The 22,147-nt window shown below is 57.1% G+C and carries 21 protein-coding genes; 11 read left to right on the top strand and 10 right to left on the bottom strand.

The window, feature by feature from the left end; genetic code table 11:
* Nucleotides 1-29: 29 nt before the first annotated feature.
* Nucleotides 30-920 carry an OmpA family protein gene (locus HQL63_04325; protein ID MBF0176059.1) on the top strand — a complete coding sequence of 297 codons (891 nt, stop codon included), beginning with the start codon at nt 30-32 and terminating at the stop codon, nt 918-920.
* Here HQL63_04325 and HQL63_04330 read toward each other — a convergent pair.
* The gene (locus tag HQL63_04330) at nt 917-2,065 is read right to left on the bottom strand and encodes an SDR family NAD(P)-dependent oxidoreductase (protein ID MBF0176060.1); all 1,149 of its coding nucleotides are present in this window, start codon (nt 2,063-2,065) and stop codon (nt 917-919) included. The genes HQL63_04325 and HQL63_04330 overlap by 4 nt on opposite strands.
* Nucleotides 2,066-2,286: 221 nt before the next feature.
* Here HQL63_04330 and HQL63_04335 point away from each other — a divergent pair, with 221 nt between their 5' ends.
* From HQL63_04335 to HQL63_04345, 3 genes are all read left to right on the top strand, one after another.
* Nucleotides 2,287-3,318, top strand: a complete 1,032-nt coding sequence (locus HQL63_04335) for an ABC transporter permease (GenBank protein MBF0176061.1) — start codon at nt 2,287-2,289, stop codon at nt 3,316-3,318.
* A 243-nt stretch (nt 3,319-3,561) separates the two neighbouring features.
* On the top strand, nt 3,562-5,181 hold the full coding sequence (locus tag HQL63_04340; protein MBF0176062.1) for an ABC transporter ATP-binding protein: 1,620 nt from the start codon (nt 3,562-3,564) through the stop codon (nt 5,179-5,181).
* Between the two features lie 63 nt (nt 5,182-5,244).
* Nucleotides 5,245-5,466, top strand: a complete 222-nt coding sequence (locus HQL63_04345; GenBank protein ID MBF0176063.1) for a hypothetical protein — start codon at nt 5,245-5,247, stop codon at nt 5,464-5,466.
* Nucleotides 5,467-5,616: 150 nt separating this feature from the next.
* Here HQL63_04345 and HQL63_04350 read toward each other — a convergent pair whose 3' ends face one another.
* From HQL63_04350 to yajC, 5 genes are read right to left on the bottom strand one after another with little or no spacing between them, the layout of a single operon-like run.
* Complete coding sequence (locus tag HQL63_04350) at nt 5,617-5,988, bottom strand: response regulator (GenBank protein ID MBF0176064.1); 372 nt, start codon at nt 5,986-5,988, stop codon at nt 5,617-5,619.
* 19 nt (nt 5,989-6,007) lie between these two features.
* Nucleotides 6,008-6,409 (bottom strand): hypothetical protein, encoded by a 402-nt coding sequence (locus tag HQL63_04355; protein MBF0176065.1) that lies wholly within the window; start codon nt 6,407-6,409, stop codon nt 6,008-6,010.
* On the bottom strand, nt 6,402-7,340 hold the full coding sequence (secF, locus tag HQL63_04360) for a protein translocase subunit SecF (GenBank protein ID MBF0176066.1): 939 nt from the start codon (nt 7,338-7,340) through the stop codon (nt 6,402-6,404). The genes HQL63_04355 and secF overlap by 8 nt, the downstream gene beginning before the upstream one ends.
* Nucleotides 7,341-7,377: 37 nt before the next feature.
* The gene (gene secD / locus HQL63_04365) at nt 7,378-8,973 is read right to left on the bottom strand and encodes a protein translocase subunit SecD (GenBank protein MBF0176067.1); all 1,596 of its coding nucleotides are present in this window, start codon (nt 8,971-8,973) and stop codon (nt 7,378-7,380) included.
* Nucleotides 8,974-8,997: 24 nt separating this feature from the next.
* Nucleotides 8,998-9,432, bottom strand: coding sequence for a preprotein translocase subunit YajC (gene yajC / locus HQL63_04370; GenBank protein ID MBF0176068.1), 435 nt, complete (start codon nt 9,430-9,432; stop codon nt 8,998-9,000).
* Between the two features lie 276 nt (nt 9,433-9,708).
* Here yajC and HQL63_04375 point away from each other — a divergent pair, with 276 nt between their 5' ends.
* Nucleotides 9,709-11,568, top strand: coding sequence for a hypothetical protein (locus HQL63_04375; protein MBF0176069.1), 1,860 nt, complete (start codon nt 9,709-9,711; stop codon nt 11,566-11,568).
* Nucleotides 11,569-11,578: 10 nt separating this feature from the next.
* Here HQL63_04375 and HQL63_04380 read toward each other — a convergent pair whose 3' ends face one another.
* Nucleotides 11,579-12,760 carry a hypothetical protein gene (locus HQL63_04380; GenBank protein MBF0176070.1) on the bottom strand — a complete coding sequence of 394 codons (1,182 nt, stop codon included), beginning with the start codon at nt 12,758-12,760 and terminating at the stop codon, nt 11,579-11,581.
* 408 nt (nt 12,761-13,168) lie between these two features.
* Here HQL63_04380 and HQL63_04385 point away from each other — a divergent pair, with 408 nt between their 5' ends.
* The 3 genes from HQL63_04385 to HQL63_04395 are packed head-to-tail and all read left to right on the top strand — an operon-like array spanning nt 13,169 to nt 17,465.
* Nucleotides 13,169-13,900: a protein-L-isoaspartate O-methyltransferase gene (locus tag HQL63_04385; GenBank protein ID MBF0176071.1), complete on the top strand. Its 732-nt coding sequence runs from the start codon at nt 13,169-13,171 to the stop codon at nt 13,898-13,900.
* A gap of 56 nt (nt 13,901-13,956) precedes the next feature.
* Nucleotides 13,957-16,485 (top strand): hypothetical protein, encoded by a 2,529-nt coding sequence (locus tag HQL63_04390; GenBank protein MBF0176072.1) that lies wholly within the window; start codon nt 13,957-13,959, stop codon nt 16,483-16,485.
* Complete coding sequence (locus tag HQL63_04395; GenBank protein MBF0176073.1) at nt 16,419-17,465, top strand: hypothetical protein; 1,047 nt, start codon at nt 16,419-16,421, stop codon at nt 17,463-17,465. Before HQL63_04390 ends, HQL63_04395 begins: the two co-directional genes overlap by 67 nt.
* Before the next feature lie 10 nt (nt 17,466-17,475).
* Here the strand turns inward: HQL63_04395 and HQL63_04400 are convergent, their stop codons facing one another.
* Nucleotides 17,476-18,720 carry a nucleoside:proton symporter gene (locus HQL63_04400; GenBank protein ID MBF0176074.1) on the bottom strand — a complete coding sequence of 415 codons (1,245 nt, stop codon included), beginning with the start codon at nt 18,718-18,720 and terminating at the stop codon, nt 17,476-17,478.
* Nucleotides 18,721-18,830: 110 nt separating this feature from the next.
* On the opposite strand from HQL63_04400, the gene HQL63_04405 reads away from it, so the two are divergent.
* The 3 genes from HQL63_04405 to HQL63_04415 all read left to right on the top strand — a co-directional run bounded on the left by HQL63_04405 (nt 18,831) and on the right by HQL63_04415 (nt 20,293).
* Complete coding sequence (locus tag HQL63_04405; protein ID MBF0176075.1) at nt 18,831-18,989, top strand: hypothetical protein; 159 nt, start codon at nt 18,831-18,833, stop codon at nt 18,987-18,989.
* Between the two features lie 177 nt (nt 18,990-19,166).
* Nucleotides 19,167-19,406 carry a hypothetical protein gene (locus HQL63_04410; protein MBF0176076.1) on the top strand — a complete coding sequence of 80 codons (240 nt, stop codon included), beginning with the start codon at nt 19,167-19,169 and terminating at the stop codon, nt 19,404-19,406.
* A gap of 38 nt (nt 19,407-19,444) precedes the next feature.
* Nucleotides 19,445-20,293, top strand: coding sequence for a hypothetical protein (locus HQL63_04415; GenBank protein MBF0176077.1), 849 nt, complete (start codon nt 19,445-19,447; stop codon nt 20,291-20,293).
* Nucleotides 20,294-20,371: 78 nt separating this feature from the next.
* Here HQL63_04415 and HQL63_04420 read toward each other — a convergent pair whose 3' ends face one another.
* On the bottom strand, nt 20,372-21,070 hold the full coding sequence (locus tag HQL63_04420) for a DUF3782 domain-containing protein (protein ID MBF0176078.1): 699 nt from the start codon (nt 21,068-21,070) through the stop codon (nt 20,372-20,374).
* Between the two features lie 341 nt (nt 21,071-21,411).
* Entirely contained in the window at nt 21,412-22,110 is a 699-nt protein-coding gene (locus HQL63_04425) for a DUF3782 domain-containing protein (protein ID MBF0176079.1), read from the bottom strand.
* Nucleotides 22,111-22,147: the final 37 nt, after the last annotated feature.

Genomic DNA, 22,147 nt, shown 5'->3' on the forward strand with positions numbered 1-22,147 from the left:
TTCGAGCGTGACCAACGGGAATCAGGACCATGGCCGATTGTCCAAAGTGTAAAAAAGGGGCGCCAGCCTACATGATGACCTTCGGCGACATGATGTCGCTGCTGCTGACGTTTTTTGTGTTGTTGCTCTCCATGGCTCAACTGGACATCGTCAAATTCAAGACTGCGGCAGGCTCTCTGCGTAGCGCTTTCGGGGTGCAAACCATGGAGCAAATCAACGCTGACCCGTCCGGGGAGTCCTTGATCGCTGTTGAATTTTCCCAGCAGATCATCCTGGTCAAATTGCGGGAAAAGTTGGAGGTTCTCTCTCGCGCCATGGTGGACAACGGCGATGCCGAACTGATCGAAACCGAGAATGGTTTTTCCTTGCAAGTCAATGATAATGGCCTGTTCGTCGATCGCAACTTCCAGATCCAGCCCGAAATCGAAACCGTTCTGCTGCAAATAGCGGCCTCCGTTGCCGACATTCCCAATCTGATTCGTGTTGTCGGCCACACCGATCCCTTGCAACCGGATCCATCAGGCCCGTTCAGGAGCAACTGGGGGTTGTCCGGCGCCAAAGCCGCTGCCATCGTCGATCTGTTTATCGAAAAGGGCGGCATCGATCCCCATCGACTGCAACTTCGTGGCGCAGCCGGAACAGAGCCGGCCAGTCAGGCGCGGAAGAACTCCCCCATATCTGCAAATGCGCGTCCCAGTCCGTTGCAGAATGCCCGGGTTGAAATCCTGATCTCCAGAGAGACGCGCCCGGTCTTCATCAAGCCGGATCTGGCAACCGAGCCAGCCGGCCCTGGCGCGGCCAAGGGCGAGAATGTCAGCCCGTCTCTTGATTCCGTCGTCGCGAAACCGCCGGTGATTGTCGAACAAAATGCGCCACCTGCCCGATCAGGAACCTCCGGCAAGGTGCCTGTGGGTTATTAGACCAGGCGGCGTCCCCCGTCCACGTGCAAAATCTCCCCAGTCACGAATGGGGCGTCCAGCAGATACCGAACTGCCCGCAGGATCGCCTCCGGGTGGGCGTGGGATGCCAGGGGGGTGTGTTGCAACATGACCTGAAACGGCGCGGCATCGTCCGGGGAGTCAGGGGGTAAGACGCCCCCTGGGGCAATGGCGTTGACACGGATCTTGTCTGGAGCCAGATCACGCGCCAGAACTTGTGTCATCATGATCACCCCCGCCTTGGCCGCACAGTAGGCCGCATGCCCGGCCAGAGGACGTTCCCCCCACACGTCAGCCAGGTTGATGATCGAACCACCGCCATGCCGGCGCATTCTTTCTGCGGCTTTCAGCGAAAGCCAAAGGGGGCCTTGCAGATTGCCCTTGAAAACGGCATCCATGGCCTCCCAGGTTCCCGCCTCGCTCTGCGTGGGAGCAAATACGCCCGCATTGTTGACCAGAAGGCGCAGAGGCCCCAAACTCCGTTCCACCTCGTGGACCAGAGTGGCGATCCGGGCGGGGTTGGTCAAATCCATGGAAAGGGCTTCGGCCCTGCCTCCCTGGTCACGAAGGCTTTTGGCCAAGCGCCTGGCGGCTGGTTCGGATTGGTGATAAACCACCGCCACGGCAAAACCGATACGAGACAACTCCCGACACAGAACAGCCCCCAAACGCCGCCCCCCGCCCGTGACCAGGGCCACACCCCCACAATCCGCATGCCCCCCACCATGCATCCGGGGAGCGCACCTGACTGCCTCGCCTGAATCATTCAGGGGCTCGGGAGCGCATTGCAAATCCCTGTCGTCCATGTGCGGGGGTTCGGGGGCGCTTTGCAGATTCCTCTCCTCCCCGCACAAGGGCTCGGGAGCGCTTTTCAGCTCCTTGCCGTCCATGTACAGGATGGAAATCGAGTCGCGGGCCTGCAACAGCTTTTTCAAGTATACCCAGGGGGCGTCTGGCGCTGGCCGACCGGCGCGCAGCTCGGACCATCGGTGGAGATACCAGGTGGGCACCAAAATGATCAGAAGCGGAAAACCGAAAAACGCGCCGAGAGCGACCTGCAACCCGGTCAGAAATTTTTTTCCCGTACCACCCATGGGTGATGCCTGAAAGCTCACGCTGGTTGTCATGGAAGTTCGCGACCCCCAATCAATTGGGGAACGGCGCGGACCATGGGCAAGAAGTGACTATTCGGTACCAGCCCCCTGGACCCCGATGCGTTGCCGGATGGTGAATAGTTTCGGCAAGAATAGCGCAGAGAGACCCATTGCGGTACCTGGAATCGACCTGGCCAGGCGATCTTTTCAGAAGATGCCTGCTGTAACGCACGGGAAGACGTTATAATGGCGTCATGCGCATTTGGAACCCATCACCACTGGCCCGACGCCGCTGGCGGCTTTTCAGACAACATCGCCGGGGATTCACCTCCCTCTGGATTTTTGGCGTGTTGTTGGGAGTCTCTCTGTTTGCCGAGATTCTGGCCAATGATCGCCCCATCCTGTTGTATTATCAGGGAAGCCTGCATGTCCCCTTGTTTGTCACCTACCCGGAGACCCGTTTTGGCGGTTTTCTGGAGACGGAGGCGGACTACCGGGATCCTTTCATCCTGAAACAATTGAACTCCGGTGGCAACTGGGTGGTTTTTCCGCCAAACCCGCACAGCTATCAATCCATCAACACCCAGTTGACCCATCCTTCGCCCTCCCCTCCCTCCCGGGAAAATTACCTTGGCACGGATGACCGTGGCCGTGATGTCCTCGCCCGGCTGATCTACGGATTCCGGTTGTCGGTGCTCTTTGCTTTGGGGTTGACGACCATTGGGGTGGTATTGGGCACCGTGGCGGGCGCCCTTCAGGGCTATTTCGGCGGGCGGGTGGATCTCGTTGCGCAAAGATTCATCGAAATCTGGGGGAGCATGCCCGAGTTGTATCTGCTGATCATCTTTGCCAGCATTTTTACGCCAAGCCTCTCTCTGTTGCTGGTCTTGCTCTCCATTTTTGGCTGGATTGGACTATCGGATTATGTGCGGGCAGAGTTTCTGCGCTCGCGCAACATGGTTTACGTCAAGGCGGCACGGGCCATGGGTGTATCGGACCCGGCGATCATGTGGCGCCATCTGCTGCCCAACGCCCTGACCCCGGTGATCACCTTCCTGCCCTTTCGCATCTCCGAGGCCTTCATGGCTTTGACCAGCCTGGATTTTTTGGGTCTTGGGGTGCCTCCTTCCACCCCGAGCCTGGGGGAGCTGTTGCGTCAGGGCAAGGAAAATATCGAAGCCTGGTGGCTCTCGCTCTCCACCTTCATGGTTCTGGTAATTGTGTTGTTGTTGCTCAATTTTATTGGCGAGGCCCTGCGGGACGCCATGGATCCGCGTCAGGAGTGAAGCAAGATCGTTCACCAAACAAACGATTAAAAGACTGGGATGGAGGTCCAGGAGGAAGGGCTGCGCCCTTCCTCCTGGTGGGGTTCGGGGTGAAGCCCTGACAAAGGCTTTCATATCAAGGCTTTTCCTGCAAAGAGTGCTGAGTGGCGAAGCCCTGACAAAGGCTCTCATGTCAAGGATTTTCCTGCAAAGAGTGCTGAACAGGGTCCATTTTCTTTGCGTTTTGGCGATAACGAGGTTGACATGCACCGCCCCTTGTTGGCAGTCCAGGATCTGGCCGTCCGGTTTGTGACCAGCAGCGAGACCGTGACAGCTTTAGGCGGCATCTCCTTTCATATCGATCCGGGTGAAACCCTGGCCATGGTGGGGGAGTCAGGAAGTGGCAAGACCATGGCAGCCCTGGCCATTCTGGGGTTGCTGCCGCCGCGTGCCCAGCGGACGGCCAAGAGCATGCAATTTGCCGGCAACTCCCTTTTGGATCTTGACGATATCGCCCTGCAAAAGTTGCGTGGCAATGCCGTGGCCATGATTTTTCAGGAGCCGATGACCGCCCTCAACCCTGTCTATCCGATCGGACGCCAATTGGCGGAGCCCTTGATGCAACATCAGGGCATGCGTGGCGGGGAGGTGCGCCAGCGGGCCGTGGCGTTGCTGGAACGAACAGGCATCCCCGACCCTCACCGATTGCTGGATGCCTATCCCCACCAGCTTTCGGGGGGCCAACGCCAGCGGGTGATGATCGCCATGGCGTTGGCGTGCCGACCGGCGTTGCTCATCGCCGACGAACCGACCACAGCCCTGGATGTGACCATCCAGGCACAAATCCTGGATCTGTTGCGCGATCTGCAACATGACATGGGCATGGCCTTGTTGTTGATCACCCACGACCTCCCCATGGTTCACCACATGGCAGACCGGGTGTGCGTCATGCGGGCTGGGGAAGTCATGGAGAGCGCCGCAACCCAAACCCTGTTCCAACACCCGACCCATACCTATACACAAACTCTCCTGGCAAGCCTCCCAGCCAAGTTTCCGCCACCGCGTCCCGCACACCCGGAACCCCTCTACGAAGCCCGGGGCGTGTATTGTCATTTTCCCGTTCGCAAGGGGGTGTTGCAGCGCACGGTTGACCATGTCAAAGCGGTGGATCAGGTTGATCTGCTCCTGCGACGTGGCGAGACCCTGGGAATTGTGGGGGAGTCGGGCAGCGGCAAAACAACACTCGGAGAGACCCTTCTGCGCCTCAACGAAGGTGGCGGCGAAATGCGCTTTGCCGGTCAGGATCTGGGCCGCCTGGGGCGTGCCGCATTGCGACCACTGCGCCGGCGCATTCAGGTGGTTTTCCAGGATCCGGTCTCTTCACTCTCGCCCCGTTTGACCATTGGGCAAAGTCTGGAGGAGGGGTTGAAGATCCATCGGCTGATCGCCGATCCGGCGCAACGTCACCGGCATGTCGTGGCCATGCTGGAAGAGGTTGGCATGTCGGCAGCCATCCTGGATCGTTATCCCCACCAGTTTTCCGGTGGGCAACGCCAGCGTCTCGCCATTGCCCGAGCCATGGTCCTCAAACCGGAACTGCTGGTTCTGGACGAACCCACCAGCGCCCTGGACCTCTCCGTGCAGGCGCAAATCCTGAAGCTCCTCCTGCGGCTCCAGGTTGACTACAACCTGGCCTATCTGTTCATATCGCACGATCTGCGGGTCATGCGCGCCATGGCGCACGATGTCGCCGTCATGCGGCGGGGCCGTATCGTCGAATATGCTCCCACGCAAAAAATATTCGACCATCCCGAGCACCCTTATACGCAAGAGTTGCTGAGTGCCGCCCTGCGCATGGGGGATGTTGGCTCAAGAAGTTCATGAAGCCAGCTTGTCGTGGGGTGATTCCGAACGTCATAAAACCATCTTGTCGGGGCGTGATTCCGCATGAAATTCGGTTCTGATCCTAATATGAATGAAGAGACCAGACATTGGATCGAGAGTACCAAGCCGTTGGTGGAAGCGTCTCGCAGAGCACAGGAAGCCAACCCCAATGCTGGGCATTTTAAAGGTGAAAAAAACCTGGGAGGAAAATTTTATCCTCCCGGTGTAACACCTCCCGAGACGGTCTATGATCGCATGTTGCGAGAGGGTAAGATTAAATTCTGATGTCCGGCATTACCCTCAAGATCGATATCGACGACAGTGTCCTGCGCTTCGAGTTTGACAGCTTTTTGAATGCCATACGGTACGACAGACCTCGGCAGATCCTGGGAATGTGATGGCAGTCAGGAAGGTGGCGCAGCCAGGTCGTCGCACTCAGAGCGGCAGCAGATCCTGAATGACCTGCAAAACCTGTTGGCGGGAGAACGGCTTGGCCAGTGTGCGGATGGCGCCGAAATCCTTGGCGATGCCAAGATTATAGTCGGCCTCCAAACCACGACCACCGCCGGACATGGCGACCACCTTGATGGTGGCATCCTGTTCCATCAGCTCGACGATCACCTCCACGCCATCCTTCTCAGGCATGACCATATCGGTAATGACCAGGTCGGCGGGGCTTTCCCGGTAACGTTTGATGCCAAGGCGGCCATTGGGAGCCTCGACGACCACATGCCCGGCATCCTCCAGGATGACACGCATCAGCGCACGAACGCCGATATCGTCGTCGATAACCAAAATGCGCGCCACCTTTTGGATCCTTATCTTTTCAGTGCCGTTCCGAACCGGTCGGCTTATGGTCGGGTTCTGACATTCCCTTTGTCAAGTGATAAACCTTGATCGAGGCCTCCTTGACTTCATCGATCATCTCCTTTTTGGCCTTGATGAGACGGTCCACATCCACTCGCAAAGATTTTGCCAATCCTTTCAGGCTCTCCTTGCCGTTGAAATGGCGATCGGCAATGGCCATCTTGAGGAAGTCATCCAGGGCGATGCGTGCAATCTCGGGATCATCCAGGCGAAGGTTTTTTTCCACCCAAGCGAAGGTTCGTCCCTGCGCCAATTCGCGCTGAATTGCTTCCAGAGCGGCGGTGTGGAGCTTGTCATCTTCCTGGGAAAATCCGCTCTGGACAACCTGGTGCCGCATGTGGATGTCGTCATCGTCAGACATGTTTTTTCTCGACAAGGGGGGGGGAAGAGGGTGCGCCCCGCTTTTCCAGCAGGATGACGATGGGGCTGGCGACGAAGATGGAGGAGTAGGTACCGATCACCACGCCGATAAACAGAGCGAGGGAAAAATCCCGGATCACCTCGCCCCCGACCAACAACAGGGAGAGCAATACCAGGACAACCGTCAAGGAGGTAATGATGGTGCGTGAGAGGGTTTCATTGACCGCAGCGTTGATGATAATGGGAAGCGGCTGTTTTTTCAAACGTTTCATTGTCTCGCGGATACGGTCAAAGACGACGATGGTATCGTTGATGGAATAACCGATGATGGTCAGAACGGCTGCAACGACCACCAGGGTAAACTCCCTGTGCGTGAAAGAAAAGAAGCCAACGGTAATCACGACATCGTGAAAAAGGGCGATGACGGCCCCCAGGGCAAATCTGAATTCGAAGCGCCACCCCACATAAGCCAGGATGGCGAACAGGGAGTAGAAGACCGCCATGAGCCCCTTCCAGGTCAACTCCTTGCCAACCTGGGGACCGACGTACTCCACGCGGCGGACCTCGATCTTGCCATTCGCAGCCAGGGGTTGCAGCGCCTGGGTCAACTTGGCGACCAGCTCCGACTGGACCATATCACCCTCGATACGTCGTTCGACGACACGAACGATGACCTCTTCGCTGCTGCCAAACTCCTGGATGACCAACTCGCCATAGCCCAACGGCGCGGCCATGGAACGAATATCCTGAATTTTGACCGGGGCGGGAAAGCGCAACTGAATGAGAATGCCACCGGCAAAATCGATACCGAGATTCAGCCCCACAAAAATGAAAGAGAGGATGCTGAGGATGATCAGGGAACCCGAGAAGGCGAAGGTATACTTCCGCATCCCGATGAAATCGATGTTGGTCTTTTTATGAATCAGTTCCATGGACCCGCTCTTGCGCTCCGTAGCGTGTATGTTCGACTCAAATGCTCAATGTTTTTGGCCGCCTGTTTTTCAGGATCAAGGCCACGCTGACCCGTGTCATGAAGACGGCGGTGAACATGGACGCCACCAGACCGATGATGAGGGTGACGGCGAAACCCCGCACGGCTCCCGTGCCAAACTGGTAGAGAACCAGGGCAGTCACCAAGGTGGTGATGTGCGAGTCGATGATGGTGATAAAGGCCCGGTCATAGCCATAGTCGATGGCTGCCATGGGATTTTTGCCAAGGCGCAACTCCTCCCGGATACGTTCGAAGATCAGGACGTTGGCATCGACCGAAATACCCAGGAGCAGAACGGCGCCGGCAATGCCGGGCATGGTCAGCGTCGCCTGAATCATGGCCAGGGCGGCCATGAGAATGAACAGGTTGACGATAACGGCAATGTTGGCCAGCATGCCGAACCCCTTGTAATAAAACCCCATGAAGAGGAGGACCAAGGCGCAACCAAGCCACGTCGCAGCCAGCCCCTGGCGTATGGAGTCGTTGCCCAGGGTGGGGCCGACGCTACGCTCCTCAAGGATGGTGATGGGAGCTGGCAGGGCCCCGGCGCGGAGAACGATGGCCAGGTCGTGCGCCTCTTCCGGCGTGAAACTGCCGCTGATATGGGCGCGTCCTCCGTCGATTTTTTCCCGGATGACGGGGGCCGAATAGACCTTGTTATCGAGGACGATGGCCATTCTTTGCCCGACGCTCTCACCCGTCAACTGGCCAAACTTGCGGGCCCCCTGGCGGTCAAAGGTGATCATGACGTAGGGCTCGTTGTACTGGTTCTGGTCGATGCTGGCGCGGGCATCGGTCAGACGGTCCCCGGCCAGAACCGTCCGTCGTTTCAAGAGGTAAGGCTGCTTGGTTTTGAGCCCTTTGCGGTCCACATGCTCCCCATAGAGGAGGATATCCCCTGGGGGAACACGACCGGCCAGGGCGGCATCCAGGTCGCCCTTTTCATCGACCATCTTGAACTCCAGTCGGGCCGTGCGGCCAATCAGACCTTTGGCCCGGCCCGGATCATCCAGACCCGGGAGTTGGATCATGATGCGGTCTTCACCCTGCTTTTGGATGGTAGGCTCGGTGACGCCGAATTGATCGACACGGGAACGGATGGTCTCGATGGCCTGGTCCAGGGACAAACGGCCAACTTCCTTTTTGTATTCCGGGGTCAGGGTCAGGTGAAACGCCGTTTTCTCCGCCATCCAGGTCAAGGAGAAGTTGGGAAGTTGCTTGGCCAGCACCTGCCGGGTTTTATCCTGGTCGGCTGGCGTGCCAAGGCCCAGTTCCACAGTGTCCATGGCGATGCGTTGCAGGCTTCGATGGCCGAGGTGTTCGGTGCGCAACACCACCCGGATTTCGTCGATGAGATTTTCCGTGGTTTGTTCCACCGCCTTTTCAATCTCGACCCGGTACAGCAGGGCGATACCGCCCTGCAGATCCAACCCACGATGAACGATCTGGGAAGGGAACCAGCCAGGCCACCAGGAGGGCATTTTGCCACCCAGCATGGAAGGGATGCAGTACAGGAGAGAGATCAGTGTAACCGCCAGAACCAGAAGCGGTTTCCAGAGAGGAAGTTGGCGCATGCGACTTACGGTTCCCGTTGCGTTTTAGTCCGATGATTTCTCGATCTTGACACCCTGCGAGGTGCTCTTCTCTTTGTCTTTGCTGTCAGAAGGTTCCGTCGTGATGGCGCTGCCTTTGGCGATCACGCTGGCGATGGTATCCTTCCTGACCCGAAGCCGCACGGGCTTGGGATTTTTGCTGCCCGAGTCGATCTCTCCGACCTCCAGTTGCACCACGTCGTCATCGACCCGATGGATGCGACCGATGATGCCCCCACCCGTGACGACGGAGTCCCCCCGTTGCAGGTTGGCGATCATGCTGCGGTGCTGTTTTTGTTGCTTCTGTTGAGGTCTGATCAGCAAAAAATAGAAGACCGCAAACATCAACACCATAAAAATGATATTGAGCATGGTGGCCCCGGAACCTCCCGGTCCTGGAGCGCCATTTTGGGCCCATGCGGCACCGACAAGATCAAACATCGCGTCTCCTCTTTTGCGCGTGATGGCAACGAACAGTTGAACCCGAACCGGACACAGATCGGGCATCCTGGTTCAGGACAACCCGCAAATAGAGACTTTATGCACAAAACCAAGTGCCGCGTCAAACAAACTTCGGCGCTTGCCTGCAAAATCGGCGGCTGCCGGTGAGGTTGGAAAAAATCAACTGGTTGAAAAACCAGGATGGATATTCCAGTGCCGGGCGTGTACCCTCCCACGAGAATTTTCTTCAGCCTGTTCCTGTGCAGGAGAAACCACTTGACAGACCGGTCTTCCACATCCCCCTGGGGTGTTTTTCTCTCTTCCCTCATCCTGGGCGCGGTCTTTCTGGGCGAATGTTGGATGACGTGGAGAAAATGGCCCGATCTCGTCGTGGATTTTGGGCGCAACCTGTACATTCCCTGGCGGATGAATCAGGGAGAGGTTCTCTACCGGGATCTCGATGCCATTTTTGGCCCTCTCTCCCACCACATTGACGCCCTGTTGTTTCGCCTCTTCGACACATCCTTTCTCACTTTGGTCGTTGCCAATTTGTTCGGGATCGTTGTCCTGAGCGGTGCGATTTATTATTTTTTCCACAAATATCTTGGCATCTGGGCTGCCAACCTGACGACACTCTCTTTTTTGACCAGTTTTGCTTTCGGCCAATACCTTTGGACCGGAAATTACAATTACGTCACCCCATACAGTCAAGAATCCGTCCATGGCATCATCTTGTTGGTCCTGCTTGTTTGCGTTGCGAGCAACGCCTTGCAGGGTGGCCGTTGGTGGTCTGCCTTGTTCATGGGGGGGCTTTACGGTCTGGCCTGCATGACCCGTCTGGAGATGTTTGTGACAGGCACGCTTGTTGTTGCCTGCCACCTCCTTCTGGCTGCAACAGAATCCTCCTGCCGGAGTCTTCCCTGGGCAACCCGGCTCTTCTCCATTTTGGGCGGATTTACCCTGTCAGTGCTGGGTTTCCACTCTCTGACAGGACAGTTTCCCCTTTCTTACCTTTGGTTTGACTTCAATCGCCTGTTATGGGCTGGCCGGATTGATCAGAACCCGTTCTATGCCAACATGATCGGTACTGACCATCTGGCGGATCATGTGTGGTTGATGGGGCAAAACCTGTTTTGGATCGTTGCCATGATATCGACAACGCTCCTGTTTTCTCGATATGGTTTGGCAAGCGCAGGCCAGCGGAGACATTTCTCAATAATTTTCGTCTGGTCACCATTGGTTCCAGCCGGTATGTGGATCTGGAACGCGCCGATAATGGATTACCTGACCCAATCCCTGCGGGCCCTGCCCGTATTGGTGTTGGTGATGGGATTGGCTTTTTGGTACGTCAGGCGTCGTTCGGGTACTTCAGGACATATTTTGCAGAGTCACAGCGCTCCTCTGCTGTTGTGGGCGATGTTCTCCTTTGGCATGTTGTTGAAGATCCTGTTCAACACGAAAATCAGCCATTACGGATTCGTTCATGCCATGCCCGCTTCCTTGCTGCTGGTTGGATTCCTGACGGCGTGGCTGCCAAAGCAAGTCGGCAATCATGGCATCGATCCGACCCGGTTCCGGATGATCATGACGCTCCTGATTGCCCTGGCGTTGGCGCGGAACGCCTATCTGAGTCAAACTCTCTACGGGATGAAAAATTTTTCGGTCGGAGAAGGCAAGGATCGGATCGTCTATTACGCCCCTCAACTCGACAGCAGAGGGGCAGTTATCCGTTATTTTCTCTCTTGGATGGAGAAACACGCATCTCCGGATGCCACATTCGTCGTCATACCTGAAGGAGTGATGCTGAATTATCTCTCCCGCCATGCCACTACGACACCCTCGATGTCGTTTCTTCCTCTTGAGTTGCGGCGTATTCCGGAAGAGAAACAAATCGATCATTTCGAGCGTCGTCCTCCGGATTATGTTGTCGTTGTGTTCAGGCCATTGGTTGAATACGGCTACAAAACCCTGTTCGGTGAGGATGCCAGCCAGCCTGGCGCCAAAATGGTGCGGTGGATTCATGGTCGGTATCATCCCGTGTCGACCATGCAGCCCAAGGTCCGTGGCGCCGACTCACCCGGACCCCTGGCCACCGACCCGTTCTGGATCCAGATATTGGCAAAAAACCAGCCGTAGACGGTTCGGCTTATCTTGTCCCCAGTTTTCCTGTTACATGTTCCCCCAGGCGTTTTTCCAGACGGCTCTGTATGAAGTCGGCGGTCAGCTTGTGTCCGGCGCGGTTCCAGTGCACATCCCCTTTGAGGAAATGTTGATCGACGAAGGCCAAGGTTTCGGCTTCGGACCGCTCCTGGATGAACACCGGGAAAAGATCCAGCAGTTCCACATTGCGCTGCTGACACCAGTTTTTCCAGTAGCGGACATAGAACGAGTCCCTTTCGCCCCGGAAGATCTGGTCTGGCCAGGGGTAGATGCCGACCGTCAGGCGTATGTTGTTCTGGTTGAGGAGGGCAAGCAGGCGGTCCATGAATGCGCCCATTTTTTCCAGACCCGGTGGTCCAAACGGAGCGCCGTCGAAAGTCCACGAGCTGCCCGATTGATTGCGACGACCATCATGGACAGAGGGCTTTTCCTCAAAGGAGAAATGCAGGCCAACCTGGCGCGCCTCAAGTACGTAGCGAAAATATTCCAGGAAGAACAGATTGTCCCAAATCCACCTGACTCTCCAGGTTTTTCCCGTCTGGATACGGTCACGCCGTCCCCGATGATCATCCAGATTGTACAGGACACGATTGTTGACCTCATCCAAACGATATTTCAGTTCTTCGTCCAAAGCGTCGGAGAGGTCCAACATCACCACCACCTCCTGGAAGCGGAGGCCAACGGTATTCAGGAGATGACGAATCTTCTGGAAATAGAGGGTCGGAGAGAAGGAGCCAACACCCGCATTGAGAACATCGAATCCCTGGGGTCGCAGCCAGTGATCCAGGCGACCGACATAGGAGTCCGGGTAACTGATGCCGACACCCTCCGTGAACGAGTCGCCGATGAACACGATCCGATGGCCATGAAACGTCAGAGGCACGGTTCGCGGCGTGGTGTCCTTCATACCCAGGGAGTTGGTGACAATGCGAAAACGACTGTTGCCAAACTGGCTGATTCCGTCCACAAGTGGGGCCAAGCCGTGGTGACAGACCGGGTCGGCCACCCGCCACTCCTGTTCACCAAAAAATTTTTGCGTCAAATGATCGTGCCATGTCTGCCCCCTGATCAGCCGGTATCCCAGGCCCACAGCCAGATCGAGCGCCACCACCAGGCACACCACAACCACCCCCAGAAACAGCCAGGGGTGACGCTCAAAACGGGGCATGGACGGCTCCTGTCGCCTGTCAAAGGGTTTAAACCTCGCTGGGTATGCTAGCCTGTCGGTGATTCATCGGCAAGCGCCCGATGCCGTGTCTTGACGGATCCTCGATGGACAGGGATGGACATGGCGGGGAGGTTTGGTATAGAAATCGCGTTCCTTCGGTTGAAAGTTGACGTGCTGCTCCTCAGGTTTTCTCCGCAGATGTGCGGACACTGGATTTGACCCCCTACCCTGGAACAAGAAAATAACGCCATGAAACCACTGATGATGAACCGGATCCGCTTGTGTGTTCCACTCCTTCTTCTGGGGCTGACCGCCCCGGTTGCCGTCTGTTTTGGCGAAAACGCCAGCTTTGACGTGACAACCCTCGCCATGCCTGACACCAGCGACAAAGCCAGCTTTGTGAGTTACATGAGCCAGAAGACCAATCAGGACAAAAAGATGCTGGCGTGGCGTTTTGACCGTCTCCAGGCCCTCAAGAAAAACAAGGACGTTGCGACTGACAAGGCGATAAAGGCTTTCATGCTGACCGCCCGGGAGGAGTTCACCTTGGCGCGCAACAAACCCCGCGCCTATGACCACGCCTTCCTGGACATTGGCTACGGGGTGACCATCTCCGGCCCTCACCTGGTGATGCGCATGACCTCCGCCCTGGATGTGCAGCCCGAAGACAAAGTCATGGAGGTGGGAACCGGTTCGGGCTATCAATCCGCAGTTTTGGCACACCTCTCCAACCATGTCTATACCGTGGAGATCATCGAACCTCTCCACAAGCGCACCAAGGAGGTGTACAGCAAACTCGTCGAGGCCGGCAATCCCGAATACCAGAATGTGCATCTCAAATCGGGCGACGGGTACCATGGCTGGGAAGAGAACGCCCCGTTCAACAAGATCATCGTCACTTGCGCCATCGACCATATTCCTCCCCCCCTGCTCAAACAACTGGCCCCCAATGGCGTCATGGTGATTCCCGTGGGGCCTCCGGGTAAACAGACCCTGCTCCATGTCCAGAAAGAGGTGGATGCTGAAGGCAAGGTGACGATCACCCGCAAGGATGTCTACAACGGCAAAAAATCCGTTTCGTTTGTGCCCTTCACCAAGGAGGGGGGTGGCACCTGGAGTGGCAGGAGGGACACTCATTGAGCCAGCAATCCGTCGGCACCCCGTTGGAGACCATCGCCCATCGGCGGTCTTTTTTGCTGGCGGTGTTTCTCATTGCAGGAACCATCATCGCGTTGCAGATCACCATCATGCGACTTTACGCCATCTCGGGGTGGGCGCATTTTGGTTCTCTGGTCGTAAGTGTTGCCATGTTTGGTTTCGGCTTGGCCAGCACCATCATGTGCCTGGGGCGGGAGGCCTTCGAACACCGGATTGAGTTGATCGCCCGGCTTGCCCTGCTCCTGTTTGGCCCCGTGATGGTGCTGGGCAACGTGGTAGCCCAGAGCGCCCAGTTCAATCCCATTTTCCTGTTGGCCGATGTCCAGCAGGCCTTCAACCTGGCCATCAATCTCTTTGCCTATGCCGCGCCCTTTCTGCTCGGGGCGATCCTGCTCGGCATCTGCTTTCTGGTCGGACGCAACCGTTTCCAGCTGACCTATGCGGCGGATATGACCGGCTCAGGTATAACCGGATTGCTCTGCCTGGCTGCCATGCACCTGCTTCTGCCGGAACACCTCCTGCTGTTGCCCCTGTTGTTGTGGTGGGGAGGCGCCCTGGCCTGGTTTCATGCCTGGGGAGACCGACGCGCCCCCTGGTTGGTGAGCCTTTCTGGAGTGGTTGCGCTGCTGTTGCTCTTCCTGCTGCCGCAGATTCAGGTCTCTCCCTACAAAGGGGTCAGTTACGCCACCAAGTTTCCGGATGCCAAACGCCTGTACCAGGCTGCCGGCGCCCATGGCTTGCTGGAAATCTACGGGAGTTCCTACTTTCATTTTGCCCCCGGCCTGAGTGACATGGCCTCCCTGAGCATGGGAAAACTGCCAGAAAACGCCTATGTCGGCATGTATGTGGACAGCGATGGTCCCATCGGCATCATGAAGGCTCTTCCCAGAGAACAAGCCGATTATGATCGCTTTTTACCCATGTTCATCCCCTATCTGCTCAAGCCGCAGCCGGAGAGGGTGTTCGTCGTGCAGTTTGGTGGCGGCATCTCTACACGGGTGGCCCTGGCCGAGGGGGCGAAACACGTGGTCGTGGCTGAAGGCAACCCGATGATCCCAAAGGCCTTCGCCAGCGAGGCTATCCGGAGTTTCACCGACAATTTTCTGGCTGATCCCCGCTTGACGCTGGCCCCCGTGGATGGCCACCTCTTCATGCGTACCAACAAGCAGCGCTTCCAGGTGATTGATCTGAGCCTGGCCGACTCCACCGGGCTATCCAGTCCTGGTGGTTTTGCGGTGACGGAAAAATTTTTGTACACCCGGGAGGCCATGACCGCCTACATGGACGCCCTCGAACCAGGCGGCGTACTGGCCGTGACGGTATGGAACAAGGAGGATCCCCCCAAATCCACCCTGCGGCTCTTTTCGACCATGGCGGAGGCAGGACGGGCAACCGCACATGAGTTGGCGGCTGACTCGTTCTATGTTTTGCAGGTATTCCTCTCCACCACCACCGTACTGTACAAAAGGGGTGGATTTTCGCCCGAGGAGCTGGCCAAGCTGGATGACCATGCCCGGGAAATGGCCTTTGATGTGGTCTATCGGCCTGGCGAACGCTTCCAGGGCGATGCCAGGGCTTTGCTTGCAGGATATCGGGAGGTGGTTTTAGGGAGAGGCGGCAAAACCACAAATGCCTCCGACACAGAAGAACCAACGTCTGACGAGGAAGGGGTGGATCTATCCGTACCCTCCCTGTATCGCCTCATGCTGAGCCGTATGATGCATAACGAAAATCTGGAGGAGATACGGAGCTACCCCTTTGATGTAAGCCCCTTGACCAATGATCGTCCCTATTTTGCCGGGTCCGTGCGGCTTATGGATCTTCCCGCCTTTGCCGGACGTCTTGAGGTCATTTCCGACGAATGGGGGTATCTGCTCCTGTGGTTGACCCTGGGGCAGTCGATTCTGGCGGGAGCGCTGTTGCTTTCACTGCCCATCCTGTTTGGCTGGCGCACTCTGTTTTCGCCACATCCAGGCAAGCTTGGGACGCTTGGCTACTTTGCTGCCGTCGGGCTGGGGTATATTCTGGTGGAGGTGGCGCTGATCGGCAAATTTATCAGCGCCCTGGGCAATCAGGTGATCTCCACCAGCGTGCTGATTACCGGCATGCTGATCAGCACCGGTCTGGGATCCATGGTCTCCGGGCGGTATGAGGCGCAGGCCGCGACTGTCATGCCGCGCATTTTTCTGGCCATTGCGGCCATCCTGGGTCTATACGGCTTTGCCCTGGAATCATGGCTGGCGATGATCGGCACCCTCTCCTGGCGTACTGTCGCCTGTATCCTGCTTTTGTTTCCGCCGGCCTTTCTCATGGGGTTTCCCTTCGCGACGGCCATGACCTGTCTGACCCGGTTGGGAAAGGAGCCTTTTTTCTTGTGGGCATGGGGCATCAATGGCATGTTTTCCGTTATTGGTGCAGTGCTCGTTCCGCTCATTGCCGTGAGTGTGGGTCTTTCGGCCAACCTTTATCTGGCCGGCGCCCTCTACCTGCTGGCTTGGCCATGCTTTGTGGATTTGTCACGTCCTTCCGTCGCGTCCGCGACCTCGTGTGGATCGGGTCGCTCCTGACAGTGCTGGTACAGGGGGGAACCGTAGCCTGGGCAGGAGAGTCGCACGACAACCATGAGGTTCTTTGCCGGATGGAGCCCACCTGTCATGTAACCCTGCTGGCCCGGTTGCCGCACGCCCCGTTCCCCTATGATGGACCCTCCGGGGATACGGAGCAGCCTTTTTTCGATCACACGGATCCTGTCACCGGTCAACGGGTGCATACCGTGGACTCGGGCATGGCCTATCCCGAATCCCTCCATTACCAGGACAACCGGGTTCTGATACACCTCCCTCCAGCCTTCAGGCCCGATGCCCCCTTTGAAATTTTGGTGTTTTTCCACGGGCATCACACGGAGATCGTCCGCACCCTTGTGGAAGAGATGGCCCTGTTGCAGCAGTTGGACGCTGCCAACCGCAACGCGGTACTGGTAGCGCCCCAGATGGCCCTGAATGCGGCAGACTCCAGCCCCGGCAAACTCTACCTCCCCCGTGGCTTCAGCAACATGCTCAAAGACGTGGCGCGCGTTTTGGGCAGGGAGGTGGACAAGCGGTTCGCCGCCCGGTTCAAGCGGGCCCCGGTGATTCTGGCCGCCTTCAGCGGCGGTTACCGGGCGGTGGCGTACACCCTGGACCGGGGTTTCTCCGGGCCAGGGGAGCGTGACAAGCGACTGCGTGGGGTGATTCTGCTGGATGCCTTATATGGTGAACCCGACAAGTTTGCCGACTGGCTGTGGCATGGCAGGCGGCGCGGATTTTTTGTCAACCTGTACGGTCCCTCCAGCGAGTCGCTTGCCCGCAGGTTGGAGCAGGATCTCACCGAACAGAAACAGACATGGCACGATACCTTGAAAAGGCGAATCAAATCAAAAGGGATCTACTCCCTGGCAGTAGAGACGCCCCACGAAACGATCTTTCTCGACGGCCCCCCCCATTGGCCTTTGGCGGAGATCCTCGGGAAAGTCGGTGGTCATGCGGCGCTCCGAACCGGGGCCAGGTAGGGTCTGCCGACTACCCCCGCCACCACACGCCAAACAGCGCTCCGGTCATACAGGTGGCCAATGTACCGGAGAGGATCGTCCTGAAGCCGAATGCGACCACCTCGTTTCGCCGTTCCGGGACCATGGTTCCCAGTCCGCCGATCAGGATACCGAGACTGCCCAGGTTGGCAAAACCGCACATGGCGTAAGTCATGATAAGGCGGCTGCGCATGCTCAACGCTTCGGCTGGAAGATGGGCCAGATCGACATAGGCGATGAACTCGTTGAGGACGGTCTTGGTGCCCAACAGTGAGCCGGCGGTGACCGCCTCGGACCAGGGAATGCCCAGCAACCACGCAACCGGCGCCATCAGCCAACCCAATATCCTTTGCAGGGTGAGAGGATCCCCCTGCACGGTCGGCAACAATGAAAAAAATCCATTGACCAGGGCCACCAAAGCCACCAACACCACCAAAAAAGCGATGATTTGCAGAAAGAGATGCAAGCCATCCTGGGTACCCTGGCTGATGGCGTCCATGGGGCCACTGGCGGTTTGGCTCGGGACGAATTGCCCTGCGGTCGGTTTGTCCAACTCCGGAACCATGAGGAAAGCCACCGTCAGGGCTGCTGGCGCATGGATCAGGGAGGCGATGAGGATATGGCCCATGGCGTCCGGAATGACAGAACCCAGGATACCCGCATAGAGAAACATCACCGTGCCGGCAATGGAGGCCATGCCGCAGGTCATCAAGGCAAAAAGCTCACTGCGGGTCATCTCTTTCAAATAGGGGCGAATGAGCAGAGGCGCCTCGATCATGCCGATGAAGATGGTGGCCGCCGTACCAAACCCCAGAGCCCCTCCCACGCCCATCCCCTTTTGCAGGGCCCAACCGACACCCTTCACCATCCAGGGGAGAATCCGCCAATAATAGAGAAGTGCCGACAAGGCGCTGATGACCAGCACCATGGGCAAGGCCTGAAAAGCTAAAATGAATGTGCTTCCTTGACCACCGGCGGCGAATGGAGCGGAACCACCTCCCAAATAACCAAATACAAAGGAGGTACCCGCCTGGGTGGCCTTTTCCAGGGCCAGAACCGCATTGTTGAGCAGCAAAAAAAAGGCTTTCACCCCAGGAAAGTTGAGCAAGGCGAAGGAGAGAACAAACTGGATCAGCACACCCGCGCCTACGACCCGCCAGCGAATTTTGTCGCGTGCTTCACTCAACAACCAGGCCAATGCCCCCAGAACGACATAGCCCAACAAACTTTGTTCCATATGCCCCCTCCATTGACCACATCTGCCCCGCAAAAGGCCACAATGTGCATTGCCCAAACAGGCACGGTCAAGGTGGACATACCCGCTCCTGCCAGAATTAGGGCTTTTTTTTGTGGCAATATCCCCGCCGGGTACGGTTCACCTTGGCCAATCGTGTCGATACCCTGGCCCTGGATGTGGTGGAAGATTTGGTGAAAGCCCGCTACACTCGGGACAGACTGGATCTCCCCAGACGAACCGATCTGCGCTATTTTATTAAATTTCGGTAACTATTCACCACCCTTTCAAGGAAAGCTTGGACATGAAAGCCTTTGTCAGGGCTTCGCCCCGAACCCCACCAGGGCTCTGCCCTGGCCCCGCCAGGGAGCCAGCCCCCTGGATCCCGATTCGTTGGCGGGTGGTGAATAGTTACCGGGCATCCACGCTCTTGAACGGGAGGAACGCGCATGTCTGTATTCGATTTCGTCACGCCAGACGATGTTGCCAACGCCTTGGGTAGCGCCACGGATCGACCATGGGCCCGGGGAACCTCTTTTGCGGCATTCTGTCGATGGGTTTGGGAGAATCACCAAAAATATACGGCTTTTGATGATCGGCAACGCTATGAGTACCGCACAGGATTACGTGAGCCCGAAGACGACCAGATCCAGGCCATGTTGCAGGACTATCTGCGCACGGCAACATGACGTTCATTCGCAGCAATACCGAACTCAGGGGAACGCGATTGAATCGAAGAGAATTTCTGTCACGGTTGGCGCTTTGGTACGGGACGCCTTGGGCTTTGGCGTTCCTGCAAGGGTGCGCGACGGGAAAAGATTCATTCCCCCAAGGGGTACGCCACCTGCATGGTGATGTTCGTTTTAACGGCCAACCTGTCCACAAAGGGTCCGTGCCGCAACTTGACGGAGTTGTCACCACCGGGGCATCCAGCAGCCTGGCGCTGGTTTTGGGGGAGGATGCTTTTCTCATACGGGAGAACAGCACGCTCGAACTGGCCTCCCTGCCGGCGGGTTCCGTAGTCCACCCTGCGACGGTGACCACCGGGCCACGTTTTTCCATTGCCGACATGGTGCGTGGCCATGGCGGCATCCCGTTCATATCCAGCGCAGAGGCCGGGCCGAAGGCCGGGGATCCCGACAACCATGTGAAACCTTCGGCTTCCGCAGCGACGGCGGATATGCATCGCCTCATCGGTTTCACCCTGAAGCGGGGCGCGGTGTTGTCCGCATTCGCTTCCGGTCCACACCTCATCAAAACACCCATTGCCATGATCGGCGTTCGAGGCACCGGGCTCTATCTGGACCACGCATCTGACAGAAGCTACGTTTGCACCTGCTATGGTCAGGTGGTTCTCAGCAGCATCGGGGAGCCACATGTTCGCGAGGAGATCAAAACCCGCCACCACGACTCTCCCTACACCCTCCGTCACTCCGGGAGTCACACGCCAACCATTGAAAAAGCGCAAATGATCGACCATACCGACGATGAGTTGATCATGCTCGAAGGGCTTGTCGGGCGCATCCCGCCTTTTGTCAGCAGCCAGACCATAACGGGAGGTCGGTACCGATACTGACGACCTCGCCCCGCATGACACCCCCGGACAACAATGGCGGCTGAGCAGGTCGGGAGATGGTTCCTGGCCAAAAATCATCTACCATATTTTTGGTTTGAAGTCCGGTTTATTGGCCAATTTGACGGTCTCCCCGGACTGGACGATCACGAACAGGCCCTGGTTCATGGCAAATTGATCGGCCTCGGCGGCGATGACGATCCCGGCCACCGCGCCATATATCTGGCAGGAGGCATAGCGTGGGAACAGGCTTTTGAACTGATCCAATCGGTCGAGGTGGTGGCGCACGTCTTCCACCTTGAGGTGGCTTTTGACCTCGATGGGGATGGCGGCCACCGTATCGGCCACCAGCAGGTCGATCTCCACCACCCGTTGATCACCCAGTTCCCTGATGACCCGGGAATAGACCTCGTCCACCGGAATGCCGCGTTCCCTGAACATGGCGATGCAGGCCGGTTTGACCAAACCCTCGACGAACTCTCCCAGACGACCACCCAATTGACCAATCTGCTGCGTCACCTGTTTGATCTTGCGATCGGTTTCCTGCATCTTGCGATCCGTTTCCTGCATCTTGCGATCCGTTTCCTGCATCTTGCGATCGGTCTCGGCATTCATCTCCCGCATCGCGAGACTGTTTTCCCGTATGATGCGGTCAGATTCTGCATTCATCTCCCGCATGATGCGGTCTGTTTCGGCTTGCATTTCCTGCAATTTTTGCATTCTGCGATCTGTTTCCAGAAACGCTTTCCAGACATCATCCACAGTCACGGTTTCGGACATTTTGATTCTCCATATCTTCACCAACTCTGGCTGCTTGGGCCAGAGGGTTTTCGAGTGGTATCCCATGTTGACCTGACTGGTCTGGCCGGAAACAAGACCCACTCTTCAGTTGACCATACATGACCCGCTCCCCGCATCCGGGCAATCTGGATTCTGGCAACAACAGACCTCCAAGGGCAGCATTGATTTCTCCTCCCATGGCCAATGTTGCCAAGTCGGAGAAAACTTACGCCATATCATGCAATCAGGTTAATGTCGGACACCACCGCAATCCGCAGCCCTTGCCCAGGGAGCTGGGAGAATGTGGCAAAGCAGAAACAGCCACCCTGGCCAAAAATCATCTACCATATTTTTGGTTTGAAGTCCGGTTTGTTGGCCAATTTGACGGTCTCCCCGGACTGGACGATCACGAACAAGCCCTGGTTCATGGCAAATTGATCGGCCTCGGCGGCGATGACGATCCCGGCCACCGCGCCATATATCTGGCAGGAGGCATAGCGTGGGAACAGGCTTTTGAACTGATCCAATCGGTCGAGGTGGTGGCGCACGTCTTCCACCTTGAGGTGGCTTTTGACCTCGATGGGGATGGCGGCCACCGTATCGGCCACCAGCAGGTCGATCTCCACCACCCGTTGATCACCCAGTTCCCTGATGACCCGGGAATAGACCTCGTCCACCGGAATGCCGCGTTCCCTGAACATGGCGATGCAGGCCGGTTTGACCAAACCCTCGACGAACTCTCCCAGACGACCACCCAATTGACCAATCTGCTGCGTCACCTGTTTGATCTTGCGATCGGTTTCCTGCATCTTGCGATCCGTTTCCTGCATCTTGCGATCCGTTTCCTGCATCTTGCGATCGGTCTCGGCATTCATCTCCCGCATCGCGAGACTGTTTTCCCGTATGATGCGGTCAGATTCTGCACTCATCTCTCGCATGATGCGGTCTGTTTCGGCTTGCATTTCCTGCAATTTTTGCATTCTGCGATCTGTTTCCAGAAACGCTTTCCAGACATCATCCACAGTCACGGTTTCGGACATTTTGATTCTCCATATCTTCACCAACTCTGGCTGCTTG

The sequence above is a fragment of the Magnetococcales bacterium genome, from assembly GCA_015231175.1.
Classification (GTDB): domain Bacteria; phylum Pseudomonadota; class Magnetococcia; order Magnetococcales; family DC0425bin3; genus HA3dbin3.